At 56.1% G+C, this 16978-nt stretch carries 10 protein-coding genes and 1 pseudogene; 10 read left to right on the top strand and 1 reads right to left on the bottom strand.

The window, feature by feature from the left end; all coding sequences use genetic code 11:
* Positions 1 to 135 precede the first annotated feature (135 nt).
* Positions 136 to 912 carry an IclR family transcriptional regulator gene (locus tag BLO49_RS17375; protein WP_090650802.1) on the bottom strand — a complete coding sequence of 259 codons (777 nt, stop codon included), beginning with the start codon at positions 910 to 912 and terminating at the stop codon, positions 136 to 138.
* A gap of 672 nt (positions 913 to 1584) precedes the next feature.
* Here BLO49_RS17375 and BLO49_RS17370 point away from each other — a divergent pair.
* The 10 genes and pseudogenes from BLO49_RS17370 to BLO49_RS17325 form a co-directional block, all read left to right on the top strand.
* The gene (locus tag BLO49_RS17370) at positions 1585 to 5013 is read left to right on the top strand and encodes a TonB-dependent receptor (RefSeq protein WP_090650883.1); all 3429 of its coding nucleotides are present in this window, start codon (positions 1585 to 1587) and stop codon (positions 5011 to 5013) included.
* A 226-nt stretch (positions 5014 to 5239) separates the two neighbouring features.
* A complete protein-coding gene (locus BLO49_RS17365) occupies positions 5240 to 5854 on the top strand; it encodes a CC0125/CC1285 family lipoprotein (RefSeq protein WP_090650881.1) in 615 nt (204 codons plus the stop codon).
* Between the two features lie 354 nt (positions 5855 to 6208).
* A complete protein-coding gene (locus BLO49_RS17360; protein WP_090650800.1) occupies positions 6209 to 6907 on the top strand; it encodes a DUF6445 family protein in 699 nt (232 codons plus the stop codon).
* A gap of 96 nt (positions 6908 to 7003) precedes the next feature.
* On the top strand, positions 7004 to 8533 hold the full coding sequence (locus tag BLO49_RS17355) for a tryptophan halogenase family protein (protein ID WP_090650799.1): 1530 nt from the start codon (positions 7004 to 7006) through the stop codon (positions 8531 to 8533).
* A gap of 7 nt (positions 8534 to 8540) precedes the next feature.
* A complete protein-coding gene (locus tag BLO49_RS17350; protein WP_090650797.1) occupies positions 8541 to 10010 on the top strand; it encodes a tryptophan 7-halogenase in 1470 nt (489 codons plus the stop codon).
* A gap of 3 nt (positions 10011 to 10013) precedes the next feature.
* The gene (locus BLO49_RS17345) at positions 10014 to 11546 is read left to right on the top strand and encodes a tryptophan halogenase family protein (protein WP_090650796.1); all 1533 of its coding nucleotides are present in this window, start codon (positions 10014 to 10016) and stop codon (positions 11544 to 11546) included.
* Positions 11543 to 13045, top strand: a complete 1503-nt coding sequence (locus BLO49_RS17340) for a tryptophan halogenase family protein (RefSeq protein ID WP_090650794.1) — start codon at positions 11543 to 11545, stop codon at positions 13043 to 13045. Before BLO49_RS17345 ends, BLO49_RS17340 begins: the two co-directional genes overlap by 4 nt.
* 88 nt (positions 13046 to 13133) lie before the next feature.
* Positions 13134 to 14120, top strand: a complete 987-nt coding sequence (locus tag BLO49_RS17335) for a poly(ethylene terephthalate) hydrolase family protein (protein WP_245679086.1) — start codon at positions 13134 to 13136, stop codon at positions 14118 to 14120.
* 76 nt (positions 14121 to 14196) lie between these two features.
* Positions 14197 to 15222, top strand: a complete 1026-nt coding sequence (locus BLO49_RS17330; RefSeq protein ID WP_090650793.1) for a glycoside hydrolase family 43 protein — start codon at positions 14197 to 14199, stop codon at positions 15220 to 15222.
* A 792-nt stretch (positions 15223 to 16014) separates the two neighbouring features.
* Positions 16015 to 16978: pseudogene (locus tag BLO49_RS17325) on the top strand (alpha/beta hydrolase family protein); the annotation flags it as partial.

The following is a 16978-nucleotide window of genomic DNA, read 5'->3' as shown; positions in this document are numbered from 1 at the left end:
CTGTAGGCAGAGGTGCCACGCTAAGAGAACGGCGGGGCACTTTTCGGGCTCTTCTTCTGTGCAGAGCCCGTAATCTCCGCTGGTGGCAATAGCCAGCGCTTTTGCACCTCGGCGCCGGTCAACCTAACAGAAGTGTTACCGGGTGCCGTTCATTTCATCGGAAATTCGGGCTGCGATTTCCTGGAGGCAATCGCGGGCTTCGTCTTTTTCGACCGTTTGTGTTCCGTCAACCAGTTGCAGATACGGAATGGTCAAGGCCGCGATAGCCCGGCCTTGACCGTCGAAGATCGGACAACTGATATCGGTGACGCCCAGGGTTCTGGCGCTTTTCATCATTTCGTAGCCACGAGAGCGAATGCGTTGCAGCGGAGTGGCAAGGACTCCGCTTTGGGCTGCCTTTACACGTTCCGGGTTCAAATCAGCCGCATCATACGCCAGTAGAACATGGCCTGAGCAGGTTTCCTCAAGCGTGATTTCTGCGCCAATGCGAACGGCAAAAACGGTTGGCCCCGGCGTCTGTTGCCGGAAGACCACCAGACCCTTGTCACCGTTACCTATGACCAGATGGCAGGATTGCTCGACACGCTGCACCAGTTCACGCATGAATGGCGCCGAGACCTGTATCAATTCCTCTGCCGGGGTGGCTTTAAAAGCCAGGTCCAGCACCTTGGTGGCCACTCGCAGCCTGTCGCCTGCCGTGCGCCTCAGCCATCCTCGCCGTTCCATCACCATCAGGATGCGAAAAATCTCACTCATCGACAATCCCAGACCTGCCGCAATTTCTGAGACGGTCAGGCCATGGGGGCGCTCAGCCAGAAGTTCAATAACATTGAACCCCTTTTCAAGGGCAGGCGCAGTATAGGTATGAGCTTTAACTGCGGATTCTGGTGAGACTTTTGCCTTTATGGTCATGCGAATCTCATACAGTTAAAATCTCGCCGTATCAACATCGCGCCATACAGAGGTTCGAGGCATAATTAAGCTCTGCTGAAATCAAAATAAACTGCTTTTTGGCTGCCTTTCGGGCCGGTTTCAGGGCGGGCCATCATTCTTGACATCTCAAATGTGGCGAAAATTTGCACGATTTACTGAAGGTAAATGCCGCATATGAAAACAGCTTTTGGCCATGAAATCTTGGTTGTGTTCTCCTGAATTGCACTTTTCAGTATGCGCTCTCAATGGGATGAAAAGATTATTTAAAAACAAATGTTTAATTTAATGCGCTGATGAATGGCATCGATGTCATACATTTTTGACATTTTTGGCAAAAAATAGTGTTATTGGCGCAACATGGTTTTAAAAAGATGTTACAGTTCCGTAATGGTGATTGCGCCGGAAAATAGGCCATGTATTGTCTGACTATAAGGTAGCGCTAACATCCGCCGTTGTGGTGGAGGGGGCGTTGCTAACAAAAACACAGGGAGGATTAAGGGATCGGCCATGGTGCCGAAATGCGGGTTCGTGACCCTTTGCGATGGCCAGTATTGCGCTGTCCAGCATAAATTCACAGTTGTCGATTCCGTTTCAACGGACCATATCGCGTTAAAAAAAACCTATAAAATTCATGATTTCGGGGAGTTAATAATGAAATCACGTTCCGTAATGTATCGTTTGTTGCTGGGATCGACCGCTCTTGCGGCTGCCTTTGTAGCGCCTGCCGTGTTCGCGCAGGATGCGGCGCCTGCCGCTCAAAACACTCCTGCGGACGATACCGCAAAGCCGGCCGATGAAGAGCCGGTTATCATCGTCACCGGTATCCGCAACTCGCTTCAGACTGCGGCCACCCTAAAGCGCAAGGCCAATACTTTTGTTGATTCGATCACGGCCTCGGACGTTGCGTCCCTGCCGGATCTGTCGGTTGCTGAGGCCCTGGCTCGTGTGCCTGGCGTTACCGTTACGCGCTTTACGCTCGGTGGCAGTCCTGACTTTCCGTCGCCTGAAGGCCGCGGTAACCTGATCCGTGGTCTGGGCTTCGTTCGCTCGGAATTTAACGGCCGCGACGCCTTTACGGCCAATGGCGGTCGTTCGCTGGACTGGTCCAGCATCCCGCCGCAGCTCGTCGGCGCCGTTGACGTTTACAAGAACAGCTCGGCCGATCTGGTTCAGGGCGGTATCGGTGGCACGATCAACCTGCGCACCCTTGAACCGTTCGACCGCAAGGGTTATTTCGCCGCCGTTTCGATGGACGTAAACTATGGCGACCTCGCCAAGAAGTTCTCGCCATCATATAATGCCATTATCGGCAATCGCTGGCAGACGAGCATTGGTGAGATTGGCTTGATGGGGGCGGTCTCGACCTCCAATCTGAAGTCCGCCTATAACGGCTGGCAACAGCCTGCGCCGATTCCGCGCGGTCCGAATACCGGCAATCCGACGGACGCGGCTAATGAACCATCCAGCGTAACCGAGATTGTTCCTGGTAAGACTGTGGGGGCCATCGAAGGCTTCCAGATGCGTACCAGCGATATCGATCGTGACCGCGCCAGCGCCTATCTGGCTGCGCAGTGGAAAAACGATACGATGAAGCTGACCGGTAAGTATATCCGGGTCATCAACAAGACGGTAAGTGTCGAGCATACGCTCGAATCCTTCCCCGATGGCGGCAACAATCAGCGTTACCAAATTACCGACGCAACTTTTGATAACAGCACAACGCCACTCAACAGGTGTAACGTTCCGGCGGTGAGCACCTCGCCTGTGCGACCTGTTGACTACTGCGAAACCCAGTTTCCGGTCGATGGCGGCTATATGACGTCGGGTACCATAACCAATAACTTCGACAGCTGGACCGGCGCCTACGGTCTTGGTGCTCAGGTCCTGGGTATCGGTAAGAAAGAAACAACGATTACCGACGATCTCAGCCTGAACTTCAAGTGGCGCCCGACGGAGCGCTTGTATGTCGAGCTTGACGCACAAAAGACTACGGCCTCGGCGAAATCTAACGAAACCTGGGGTGGTTCGCAAACCTACGCGATTGCTCACGTCGTGGAAGGCCTGGATCATCCGGAACTGACCCTGACTACGGACCCCCGTACACAGATCCATCCTGATATCGTGGCGGGTCACGTCCAGACCGGCGTTGATGGTAATGGCAATGCAACCTATGCCTATACGCCGGGCGTCCAGACCAGCACGGCTGATCCGGACGCTGCTTTCTGGCTCTATGCCGGTGACGGCCACCATAACGGTACGGGCGAGCTGACGGGCTACAAGGCCGATGTCCAGTATGACTTTGCCGGCGAGAGCTGGTTCAAGTCGGTGAAGTTCGGCGCGCGCTATACCGATCGTAGCCAAACCGACGCAAACGCTGGCGTCAACTGGTCGGGCGTCGCGCCGGCCTGGGCAGGTTCGGGTCTGGGTCTATTCGGATCCGAAAAGACGCCGGCCTATGAAGAAGTTGATTTCGCTGACTTCTATCGTGGTGGCGTTCTGCAGGGTTCGAATACCAAGGTCCTGGCAATCAAGTCTGACCTGCTGCTCGATCCGGTGGCCATGCAGAACTATATCAAGAACGAGCCGACCTTCACCAATGCTGATGGCACGTCCAAGATTCCGTACGTGGCGCAGTTGAACGCCGATGGTACGCCGAAATACGATCCCGCGAACATTTCGGACGTGCGTGAAAAGACCACTGACGCCTATCTGATGTTGAATTTCGGCAAGGAATTTAACAATGGCATGTCGCTCGATGGTAATTTCGGCGTGCGTTACACCACGACGACCCTGGATTCACATGGCTTCATGGCTTATCGCGCCTTCGGTATTGATCAGCAGACGCCGGTTGTGAATTCTGACGGAAAGACTGTACGGACTGCCGATGCCGAATCGCATGATGCTGAGCAAGACTTCCTGCCGGAAACGACGGTCTGGCTTTGCCCGACTGTTGCAACCGCAGCTCTCACAGCAGCCGACACGACTGCTGGCTATACGGACGCGACCAAGATTAACCGCGCCTGCCCGAGAGATGCGAATATCGGTAAGTCGGAAGCGCAGACCGTGTCTCAAAAAGATACGCATTGGCTGCCCTCGTTTAACCTGAAGTGGAACCTGAACAGTGAAATGCTCATCCGTTTTGGCGCCAGCCAAAATCTGAGCCGTCCGAATATTTCGGATCTCCGCGCAGGCCAAACGACCAGTGCGATCACGACCCGGACCAGTTATCCGACTATCCAGCCATGCGTTCCGGTCGCTCCGGCAACCACTTGCGTGGAGGATCCTCTGTTCGGTATTGATCGTGGCGTGCAAAATATCTCGCTCGACCAGATCCGTGTCACGGGCGGTAACCCCAACCTGAAACCGACCACGGCCAACAGCTATGATCTGTCGTGGGAGTGGTACTTCAAGGGCGGTATGGTTTCGACAGGTATCTTCCAGAAGGATCTGAAGAACATCATCCAGGGCGGTGATCAGACCCTCGGTTCGATGACTCTGGATGGCAAGACGGTCAATGTTGTCTATGGCGGTCAGGTTAACCAGGATACGGCCTCGATCAAGGGTGTGGAACTGGCTTATCAGCAGTTCTATGACTTCCTCCCCGGCGCGTTCTCGCACCTGGGCCTGCAGGCCAACTTCACCTATATTGATGCCAGTGCCACGCCGCCTCCGGCGTATATCGATGCGGATGGCAATGGCGTACCAGACGATTTCGGCACCATCTATCGCTTTGGTGTGAAGAATCTGCTGGGTCAGTCCAAGTACATCTACAACATCGTAGGTATCTACCAGGACAGCAAGTGGGAAGGTCGTATCGCCTATAACTGGCGTTCCGAGAACCTCTTGACCTATCGTGACTACATCACCGGCGACCCGGTCTTCAACTCGGACAACGGCCAGGTGGATGCGTCGATCAAGTATAACGTCAACAGAAATCTGCAGATTGCTTTGAACGCTTCCAACCTGACGGACACGAAGAACAAGGCGACGGCTCAGATTAATGCCGACGGTACGCGCGTTGATCGCTTCAGCTTCCTGAATGATCGTCGCTTCGTGCTTGACATTCGCTATCAGTACTAAGGGTGTGCCCGGCAAGGGTCTGGCTCTGGCCATGACTCCTTGCCCCACTTCCGAATTCAATATCCAGCCTGATTACAAAGTGATTAGGCTGGATATTGGATTTCTATTAAACTTAACAAAAGCCGCTTTAGTGACGGTTTTTTGAGATAGGCCATCTCAAGTGGCGGTATTAAGCCCAATGGTTAAATGCAGCCTCGTGAAATTAAAATATAAGAGGAAGCAGAATATGAGACACTCTTTCACTCTGGCGTCAGCTTTGCTTTTGCTTGGCGTGTCTGCGGTTTTGCCTGTTAGCGCTATAGCCAAGGCACCCGTTTACCAGGCCGCGGGGCCTAAGGGCGGGGTGGGTTATTCAACGACCCAAATCGAAAAAAATCGCTATGTGGTGACCTATACCGGCGATCAGAAGATGAAGCGTGATCAGGCAGCGTCTTATGCTTTGCTGCGAGCGGCTGAATTTACGCAGGAATCGGGTTTTGAGTGGTTTGCGGTCCTCAATTCTTCTGTGCGAGAGGTCGAGGTTGGCAGCGCCGAAGATGTGGCGGGCCGTACCGGCAACTTTATGGGTAATACGGCAACGGCCAGCACGGGCACGGGCACTGACCAGTCTGCCGGCGGCGGAAGCATGGGCATGGGGGCCGGAATGTCCGGCGGCTACGGTGGTGGCGATGTCCCGCAAAACGTGCTGGAAAAATGGCGTCCCAAAACCTCGGTCCAGGCTGTTCTGATTATCCAGATGGGGAACGGCGACGAGGCTAACTTTGAAGGGGCCACAAAGCAGCCTGATATCTTTGAGGCCAAATCAACGGCAGAAGAGCTCAGAGCATCAATGAAACAATAGGATTTCGCTCTTTTGCTCTAAGAGAAATCGTTTTTCAGGCATAAGTGATGGCGGGCCATTATACTAATAATGGCTCGCCTCTTTTATTGTTAATACTTATATGAAAAAATTATAAATTTTATTTTACAATTTTCATTTGAAAAATGTCTGACATTTTGATATTTTTTATTTGGTTTCAATTCTTCTTCTCCCGAAAAATTGCTACCGCTGTGTGTGTTTGAGGTGTCGCGCCGAGAACGCGACACCTCTTTTAGATTGTGCGTATTGTCTGCTTGGGTGTGTCTCAAATTTTTTACGGACAAGGTTGCCGCGCAACACAGGTGCGTTTAGTTTGGCCGGAAACGGGGTTGGCGTATGAAGGTTGAGCGACACGATATTGGCGTTTCCGGATCTCGTGTGCTGCTTGCTGACGATTTTCTTGCCAATGCGGATCGTGTGGTGGATTTGGCCGAGGCGTTGGCGCCTTTTCCGGAGGAAAAGGAAACGGCTTACCCTGGCTTGAGGCGGCAGATTTCGCCTGGGGATGAAGCCTCCGCCTATGTTATGGCCCTGTTGCGCCAGGCGGCGCCACTCCTGCGCAGCGAATTTGGGGCGCCTGCCTTTTCTGTCATGGAGGCGAGTTTTTCGCTGGTGACGACCCGGCCGGAGGCCTTGCGTCCCGTGCAGCGTGTTCCACATTTTGATTTCGATGATCCGAATGTGATTGCGATCATCCACCACCTGCATACCATTGAGGATAGCGGGACGGCTTTCTATCGGCACATCGCTACGGGGCTTGAGCGTGCGGATGTATCGAATTCAGCGGCCTTAAGGGCAGCCCTTCGTCAGGACGGGCTGCGGCTGAGCGAGATGGAAACCGGGTTTGCCGATGATACAAATCCGTTCTGTGAGCCTGTTTTTTTTGCCGCAGCGCGGTTTAATCGCCTGGTTATGTATCAGGGGTGTCTGCTGCATTCCGGTAGGATCGGTCCGGGCTTTGCCTATGACAGCGCACCGCGAAACGGGCGGCTCACCGCCAATATATTCGTCAGGCTGAATGGCGGGCAGCCATGACGCGCCTGCAAATATTTGAGTCGACGCTGGCAACCAGGGTGAACCTGGAGTGGTGGAGACCGTACTATAATCTGGACCGCTGACAGGTAGGAGCCGATGACTGCACATCCGGGGACAATTGAAAAAATCTGCATCGTCGGCGGTGGTACGGCAGGCTGGATGACGGCCGCTGCCCTGTCGCATAAATTGCGCGGTCTTCCTGTCGCTATCACGCTTATTGAATCTGATGAAATCGGCACGGTCGGTGTCGGTGAAGCGACGCTGCCCGCTATCCGCAGTTTTAATTCGGCCTTGCAGATTGACGAGGCTGCGTTCATGCGCGCCACCGAAGCCACCTTCAAGCTGGGGATCGAGTTTCGGAATTGGGGCCGGATCGGGGATCGCTACATTCACCCGTTCGGCGATTACGGACAGAAAATCGACGGCCTACCGTTTTACCACTATTGGCACCGGTTGGGGCAGGGGGAGCGTCTCGACGAATACTGTTACGGCATCATGCTGGCGGAGCAGGGTAAATTCCGCCATCCCTCTACCAATGAAGGAGATATTGAATCGACCTTTGGCTATGCCTACCAGTTTGACGCCACACGTTACGCCGCATTCCTGCGGCAATTTTCGGAAGCCGAGGGGGTGCGGCGCGTCCAGGGGAAGGTTGTAGAAACGAGTCTGGACAGCGTAACCGGCCACGTCTCGCACCTCAAAATGGATGACGGCAGGGACATTGAGGCTGATCTGTTTGTCGACTGTTCGGGCTTTCGCGGCATCCTCATAGAGCAGGCACTGCATACCGGCTACGACAACTGGAGCCAGTGGCTGCCCTGTAACCGGGCGATAGCGGTCCCGTGCGAGTCACGAGGCCCGTTGACGCCCTTTACGCGGGCTACGGCCCTGGAGGCCGGCTGGCAATGGCGTATTCCCCTGCAACATCGCACGGGAAATGGTCATGTCTATTGCAGCGATTTCATTACGGATGACGAAGCCGCGACACGCCTTTTGAACAATCTCGATGCACCCGCCCTGGCCGCGCCGCGCCAGTTGTATTTTACGACCGGGCGCCGGCGTCAGTTCTGGAACAAGAATGTCGTGGCGATCGGTCTGGCGGCGGGTTTTCTTGAGCCGCTGGAATCGACCTCGATCCACCTGATTCAGGAAGGCATCACCGAATTGTTGCAGATATTTCCAGACAAGCAGTTTCTGGCGTCTGACATCGAAGAATACAACCGCCGCATGTCGCTGAATATTGAACGTGTGCGCGATTTCCTGCTTCTCCATTATGTGGCTACGCAACGTGATGACAGCGAGATGTGGAGATATTTCCGCAATATGACCCTGCCGGACAGCCTGCAAGAGAAGATTGATGCCTGGTTAACGCGGGGACATCTGGTTCGTTACGAATTTGGCGTCTTTCTGCCGCCGAGCTGGGTCGCGGTCCTTCTGGGGCAGAACCTGATCCCGCGACGGCATGACCTGAGGGCTGACAAGGCGATGCGCGACAAGATCGCAGAGGGCGCTGATGCCCTGCGCGGTCGAATCCGGTCTTCGGTTGAGCGGGCATCAGGTCAGGCGGAGTACATAAAGCAGGTGCGCGCGGCTTCCGATACGGGCCCCTTGATGGCGAAGGGGTGATAAGACGGTGGCACTGCATAAATCTGATGATAATGTCAAAAAAATTGTCGTTTGCGGCAATGGTCTCGCAGCGCAGATGACCGTCTGCGCCCTGGCGCGCCAGCTTCCGGATCAGATTCAACTGACCTGGCTGCGGATAGCGGGGAGTGAACAGTCCGATATCTTCTATGGAAATACAGCGCCCCCTGCGACGTATGAATTCAATTTAAACCTGGGCATTTCGGAACCCGAACTTCTGTCAGGCTCTGAAGCCTCGTTTTCATTTGGCACCCGCTATCAGAATTGGGGCGGCGCTGCCTGGACGCAATGCTTTCAGCAACCCTTGCCGATTATCGATGGTGTCCTTTTCCACCATTATCTGTCCCAGCAAAATATCTTCGAGCTTGAACCTTTCCTGGTGTCAGCCGTGGCGGCACAAAAAGGCGCTTTTGCGCATCCCCCGGAGGATCGGAGACACGCACTGTCGCGCGCCGAGTACGGATACCACATCGATCCCTTGGACTGGGGACGCTTTTTCGAGCGGATGGTGCCGCGAGACCGTGTCGATATTGCAGCGGGAGAGATAGCGGACATCGTTGTCCACGACGGTGACATCGAAACGGTCAGGCTGTCGGATGGACGCGAACTGGTTGCTGACCTGTATGTCGATGGCTCTGGCGCCGGGGCTGTGTTCCTTTCATCCCTGGGTGTGGTGTTTAAGGCAGAGCGACGCCTGGCGGCGCATATGCAGTACAGGCCATTGTCCGGGGCAGAAGGTGTTGTCCGGACGCTGACGGGATGTGATTTTGGCTGGGTGTCCGATACGCCCCTGCAATCGCACGTCGCTACGCTGACCGTCTTCGATCCTCAGATGCCTGGTCAGGCCGCTTTGATCGCTGTACCGGAAGGCGCCGCCGTAGCGGAAGTTCCGATCGGACGTCATCCGATTGCATGGGCCGGCAATTGTGTCGCCATCGGTCAGGCTGCGGGTGTGGTCGAGCCCTTGACAGCCGCGCCGGTGGTCCTGCTGATACGAGATGTAGACCGCCTGTTGTCGCTTCTTCCCAATACCCGTGACATGCGGGTGGAAAGCCGGGAATTCAACCGGCAATATGACGAAGACTACCGCAATGCCGGTTTGTTTCACCGCGCCTTCTACGAAGGCCACGCCTTTCCCGATACGTCCTATTGGCGGGCGGCCCGAGCCCAGCCGATCGATGAAAGGCTGTCGGCCAAGCTGGCGCAGTTTGAAAGCCGCGGCCTGCATGTTGCCTATGATCTGGAACCTTTTACCCAGGAAGACTGGCTGATCCTGAGCTATGGTATGGGTAGACGCCCAGGGCGATATGATCGCATCGCCGATCGGGCGGACCGCGATCGCGTACGGCAATTCCTGTCCGGCATGCGACAGGATATCGAACGTTGTGTGAGTGCGATGCCGAACCACACAGATTACATGCAAAATTTCATGCGCTACCTCAGACAGCAAGAGACTTGAACCGTGACCAGGCCCATCAAAAAAATCGTTATACTTGGAGGCGGCACGGCCGGCTGGATGACGGCGGCGGCCCTGTCCAGCGTTCTTGCGTCCAAGGATGTGTCCATCACGCTGGTCGAATCCGAACTCATTGGCACAATCGGCGTGGGCGAAGCCACGATACCAGATATCATCAACTTCAACCGTCTTCTGGGAATCCGGGAAGACGAGTTCATGAAGGCCACGCAGGCGACTTTCAAGCTGGGCATCGAATTCGTCGACTGGGGGCGAAAGGGAGATGTCTATGTCCATCCTTTCGGCAGTCACGGCGTCGATATGAACGGCATAGATTTTCATCATTACTGGCTTCACAGTCGCAACGGCGGCAATCCGCAGCCCATCCATCGCTACAGCCTGTGTGCTGTCGCGGCCCTGGAAGAGCGCTTCGCCTTGCCGGATGCCAATCCGCGCAGCCTCCGGTCCCATCTTCGCTACGCCTATCATTTTGATGCCGGACTTTATGCCGCCTACCTGCGCAAATATGCCGAGACACGCGGTGTCAGGCGGATTGAAGGCCAGATGCGCACCGTTGATCAGGATGCGGATACCGGAGACATCCTTCGCCTCCATCTCGATGACGAGAGCGTGATAGAGGGTGATTTCTTCTTCGACTGCACGGGCTTTCGAGCCCTGCTCATCGAGAAGGCGCTGGGCGCCGGCTTCGTTGACTGGAAGCATTGGCTGCCCTGCGATACCGCGCAGGCCGTCGCCTGTAAACACGCCGGCGGACTGCTGCCCTTCACGCGCTCAACCGCACGTAAAGCCGGCTGGCAGTGGCGAATCCCGACGCAGCAGCGGACCGGAAACGGACACATATATTCAAGCGATTTTATGAGTGACGACGAGGCTCAATCGATACTCATGCGCAATCTCGATGGTGAAATGATCGGCCAACCGCGTCGCATTCAGTTCAGGGCAGGTCATCGGGAAACGTTCTGGAGCAAGAATTGCGTGGCCATTGGTCTTTCGGCAGGCTTTCTTGAACCTCTGGAATCAACCTCGATCTACCTGATCCAGGAAGGTATCAGCCGCTTTATCTCCCTGTATCCCGACCTGCCGGCGCCGGAGATCGTGCGCCATGAATATAACCGTCATATGCAGACGGAATTCGAACAGGTGCGCGATTTTATCATCCTGCACTATTGCGCCACTGAACGCAGTGACAGCCCCTTCTGGGATTATTGCCGCACCATGTCCCTGCCTGACAGTCTGGTTCACAAGATTGAGCTTTTCAGGCAGGTCGGCCGCGTGTTTCGTTATGAAGAAGAATTGTTCTCCAAAGCCAGTTGGGTTGCTGTTTTCCTGGGACAGGGGATCCTGCCCAGGTCCTATGATCCGATTGTCCGTAATCTGCCGCCGGGCGAAGTCAGTCAAAGTCTTGAATCCATGCGTGTGGCCATGATCAATGAAGTGGGGCGCATGGCCACCCACGCGGACTTTATTCAAAACTACTGCGCGGCGCGCAGGCTCACCTCCATTGATGTGGCTTCGGCATGAACGATCTCAGAATTCGAAAAATTGTGATTGTCGGTGGTGGAACCGCTGGCTGGATGACGGCTGCCGCGATGGCCAGGCTGCTGCGCGATGATGAGATCAGCATTCGCCTGATCGAATCTGAAGCCATAGGGACGGTGGGGGTAGGGGAAGCGACCATCCCGCATATTCTTTATTTCAACAGGCTCCTGGGCCTTGATGAAAGCGAGTTCATGCGCCGTACCCACGCCACCTTCAAGGCCGGCATTGAGTTCGTAGACTGGGGCGGTCTGGGCCAGCGCTATATTCACCCGTTCGGCGCCTATGGCGAGCCCATGAACTCGCTTCACTTTCATCATTCCTGGTTGCGTTACGATCAGATGGGCAAGGCGCAGCCTCTGGATAAGTATAATCTGATCGTAGAGGCGGCGCGTCTGGGCAAGTTTCAGAAGCCGGAAGGTGGACGCCTTAATGCGTCATCTGGCGCCTATTCCTATGCGTTCCAGTTTGATGCCGGTCTCTATGCCCGATATCTGCGTGAAATTGCCGAGGCAGGGGGCGTGAAGCGCACGGAGGGCAAGATCAGCCATGTGTCCCGGCAGCCTGAAACCGGTCACGTGGAAAGCGTCACGCTGGAAACGGGCGAAACGGTTCCCGGCGACCTGTTTATCGACTGTTCCGGATTCCGCGGGCTGCTGATCGAGCAGACCCTGCAATCCGGCTTCGAGGACTGGAGCGCCTATTTACCGTGTGACCGGGCCGTGGCGCGGGCGTGTGAGCGCGTGGCCCCCCCCTTGCCTTACACGCGCGCGACAGCGAAAAGCGCGGGCTGGCAATGGCGCATTCCGCTGCAGTCGCGCACAGGCAATGGCCATGTCTATTGCAGTGAATTCATCAGCGATGAAGAGGCCCTGGAGGGCCTGAATCGTGATCTGGACGGCCCGGTAACCTCAGAACCGAATTTCCTGAAATTCAAGGCCGGGGTTCGCAAGTCCCCCTGGAACAGGAATGTCGTCGCCATTGGTCTTTCCTCCGGGTTTCTGGAGCCCCTGGAATCGACATCGATCCACCTGATTCAGTCGGCCATCGCCCGCCTGATGGAGAATTTTCCCGACAAGACATTCAATCAACCGGACATAGACTACTACAACCGGCGCACCCAACTGGAATACGAGCAGGTGCGCGATTTCATCGTGCTTCACTATTGTGCCACTCAGCGTGATGACAGTCCTTTCTGGAACTACTGCCGGACTATGCAGATACCGCAGACCCTGGCTGACCGGTTGGCGGTCTACTCTGAAAACGCCCGTCTGTATCGTCACGATAACGAACTGTTCGATGAGACTAGCTGGCTTGCCGTCCTGCACGGCCAGAATATCCGGCCAAAGCGCTACCATCCGATTGCGGATATCATGCCGGCGGCGGAACTGGAAACGCGTATGAAACGTATCGAAGGACAGGTGGCGGCGGGTGTCAGTCTCATGGCGCGACATCCGGATTTCCTGGAGCGCTACATCCGATAAATCGCTCCATCCGGTCAATCAGGCTTGTCGCCAGAATAGCGATATGTTACCGTTATCAATAATCAGACAAATATAAAGCGGGTGGAAAATGACAAAGGGGAATGGTGCGCGTACACGCAAGGTTTTTGGCGGATTTTCAACGCCCTTTTCGCGGGCGGGGTCTGTGCTGGCGGCCTTGATGTTCGGCTTCGCCATTTCCCCCGGCCCTGTACTGGCCTGGCAGGTATCCGCGTCATCAGAGGCGGCTGTGGAACAGGGCAGCGGCGCCTATCCGGCGACCTATGAAGAAGACTCCACCCTGCCGGCGCATGTGGTCTATCGTCCGAAGGATATGGCGGCGCTGAAAGGGGAAAAGCTCGGCGTTTACATCTTCGGCAATGGTGCGTGCAGCGCGGACGGCACGAGTTCGAGAAACCACCTGCTGGAAATCGCCTCGCATGGTTATGTGGCCATTGCCCTGGGGGTTGATCCCGCCCGCCATGCGGCACCGCCGCCGTCGCCCCAGATGACCAACGGCCAGTTATCGGCGCCGACCAATGCCAGTGAGCTGACCGATGCCATTGACTGGGTGATGCATGAAAATGGCAGGGCGGGCAGTCCATATTACGGTCGGATCGACACAGGTCAGATTGCGGTGTCTGGCTGGAGCTGCGGCGGTCTGCAGGCCCTGACCGTGGCGCCTGATCCGCGTGTGCGTACCGTCGTGGTGATGAACAGCGGCGTGTTCAATGACTCAGCGATGAAGATTTCGGGCATCGACATTGACAAGTCGGTCCTCGGCCGTTTGCACGGCTCGGCCCTGTATGTGCTCGGTGGCCCGGAAGATATCGCCTACAAGAACGGCACTGATGATTTCAGCCGTTTGTCCGGCCTGCCGGCGGCCCTGGTCAATATTCCGGTAGGACATGGCGGCACCTACATGCAGCCGCACGGCGGTGTGGCCGCAGAGGTCGTTGTCAACTGGCTCGACTGGCAATTGAAGGGACTGCCCGCTGCCGCGCAGAAATTTCAGGGAGATGCTTGCGCCTATTGCCGGGATAGCCGGCTGACCCTGGAACGCAAGAATATCAATTAAGGAACGGTGCTTCGCTGCGTCCGAAGTGTCCGCAGGAATGCGCTCAAACCGTCTAAATAAAAGGTCAGGGAACCCCATGAAGTTTCACACCCGTCGTCAATCGCTGGCCATGCTGGGAGGCGGCGCCATTGCCGCCGCAGTGAGTCAGGCCGGCATAACGCACGCCGAAACAGCGCCGCCGGCCGGTACCAATCCCATCATTACCAACGCGTTTACGGCCGACCCGGCGCCGCTGGTTTATGACGGACGAGTCTATCTCTATGTGGGCCACGATGAAGCGCATGGCGATCAGTTATTCAACATGACGGAATGGCTGGTCTATTCATCGGATGACATGAAGACCTGGACGCCACATGGCCCGATCATGAAACCGACGGATTTCAAGTGGGCTGTGAGGGATGCCTGGGCGTCGCAGGTGATTCATGCCAATGGCAAATTCTATCTGTACGCGGCGGTCGAGCATGATGATTCCGACAAGGGCAAGGCCATCGGCGTCGCTGTTTCCGACAGCCCGACCGGCCCCTTTGTCGATGCCCGGGGCACGGCGCTGATTGGCAATAACAGGACGACGCCAAACGGTCCTCATTCCTGGGACGATATCGACCCGACGGTTTTCAAGGATACGGACGGCACCACCTGGCTGGTCTGGGGCAATGGCAAGTGCTACTTTGCGAAACTCAAGGCCAATATGATCGAACTGGATGGTGAGGTCCGCACCTTCGATCTGCCGGATTATGTCGAAGGCCCGTGGCTGCATAAACGTGGCGCGCTCTATTACCTGACCTATGCGTCTATGGACAAAGAAAAGCGCATGGAAACGATTGCTTACGCGACCTCCAATACCATAACCGGACCGTGGACTTACCGTGGCCTGATTACCGGCACGGCGGAAAACAGCTTCACGATCCATCCAGGCATTATCGAATTCAAGGACCAGTGGTACTTCTTCTATCATAAGGCCACCCTGACCCTGAACGGCGAAGCAGGAGCTACCGGGCGGCGATGTGTCTGCCTCGACTATCTGTATTACAATCCGGACGGAACGATCCAGTATGTTCAGCAGTCGCAGGCCGGGGTTAGTCTGCCGCCCAAAAAGGCTTGATCGACGTCTTTTTAGTTGAAAAATGCGGGTGGACAACCGAACGTCTGAAGATAAATATTTAGAGCGTTTTCCGATCTGATTGCATCAGATCAACGCTCTAATTCCTTGCTTTGAGCACTTTCCGAAAAGTGCTCTAGGGGACAACTGTTTGAACGGGTCTCATGAATATCCGGCAGAGTCAGTCGCCACCGTTACCCGCAGGGGGCCGCTTTTACTAACTGGCGTAAGCGTACTTTGTATCCGTGTAGCCAATGGTCGGTTGTCCATCCCGGAGTCTGGGATTTAAGGACAGAAGGGGGACTGACGACGGCTAAATGTCATTGTCAGATAAACAACAAGGAGGGGAATATCATGACGAGGTGTCTTACGGCTCTGGCCGTCATATTGTGTTTAGCCGCTACACAGGTGGGAGCGCAGACCACTCCGACTGACTCAACCGAGGTCATTGTCAAGGGCGCCATTCGGCCCAAACCCGCGGACGAGGTTCCGCCGCCGCCTTTGGACGTTTTTACCCAATCTCCACGCATTGAACAGATTGCGTTATCCGACGATGGCAGCCGGTTTGCCTTTGTGACCCGCAAGGGTGGCCAGCGTCTCCTGACAACCTATAATGTGACCGAGGGCACAAACCAGGTCATTAAGCTTAGCGAGGATCCGTTATCGGCCATGACCTGGTTGGATAACGACCATATCCTCTTATCCGCTACGGACACAGGCCTGCGGGGCACGTGTCCTTCTGGTCTGCGGCAGAATTTTCAATCGGCACAGGCTCAGTCCGATCTTAGCGCAGCCATGTCTATCAGCGGCTTCAATGGCGGCTCCGGCACGGACGTAACTTCACCGGACCCGATCCTGAGTCTTATCCTGCAAAGCACGCTTACGCCGCCGGCCTGCGCACAGTATGGCGTGCGGTCCCAGGAGGCGGGAACGATCGTCGATCTGCGCAACAAACAATCCATAAGCCTCGGTGACCGCATGGGGGGCGACTACAAGGGAATGCCGCTTGGGCTGCCGAAGGCCGTGACGGTAGACGGCAAGATGCAACTGGTGGGGCCGTTCCTGGAACTGCGTGACAAGTCGATCGCCGGCCAGGTGGCGCAGCGCGTCTATCTGTGGAAGGTCGATCCGGATACCGGCCGGGGACGGATCGTCGATGACCACGGCGGCGATCTCGACCGGATCGGCAGCTATGTCGATGACTGGCTGACCGATGCCAGTGGCCAGCCGACGGTTCGGGCCACCTACACCTATCTCGATGAAACCTTCCGCATCGAGATGCGCAAGGACGGCAAATGGACGCCGATCCTGACGCGCAAGATCGACGCCAAGGCGCATACCTTCGCGCCGTTTCTGGCCGGTCTGGGGCGCGACGGCCAGTCCCTGCTGATCCTCGATGCCGCCGATCCCGGCGCGGACGGCCCGCGCCGCTTCCGCTATTACGAACTGGCGGCCGATGGCAAGCTGTCGGCGCCGCTCGACGAAGACGCCGCGCAGGACCGGCCGATCTTCAATCCGGAGAGCGGCGCCCTGTCCGGCTTTGCCCATGATGGCGAGATCACCACCTACACCTTCTTCGATCCTGACCTGGCGGATATCTACCGGCACGCGCTCGATACGGCGCCGGGCCAGTCCGTGCGTGTCGCTGCCATGGGCCGCGATCCGGCGCAGATGATCCTGTTCGCCCAGGGCGGTGACGATCCCGGCTCGTGGCACTATTATGACTTCGCCACCGGCAAGCGCGTCGATATCGGCAGCC

It is taken from the genome of Asticcacaulis taihuensis (assembly GCF_900100255.1).
Taxonomy (GTDB): domain Bacteria; phylum Pseudomonadota; class Alphaproteobacteria; order Caulobacterales; family Caulobacteraceae; genus Asticcacaulis; species Asticcacaulis taihuensis.
Note: the sequence above shows the minus strand (reverse complement) of the source record. Positions and strands in the feature narration are given on the sequence as shown.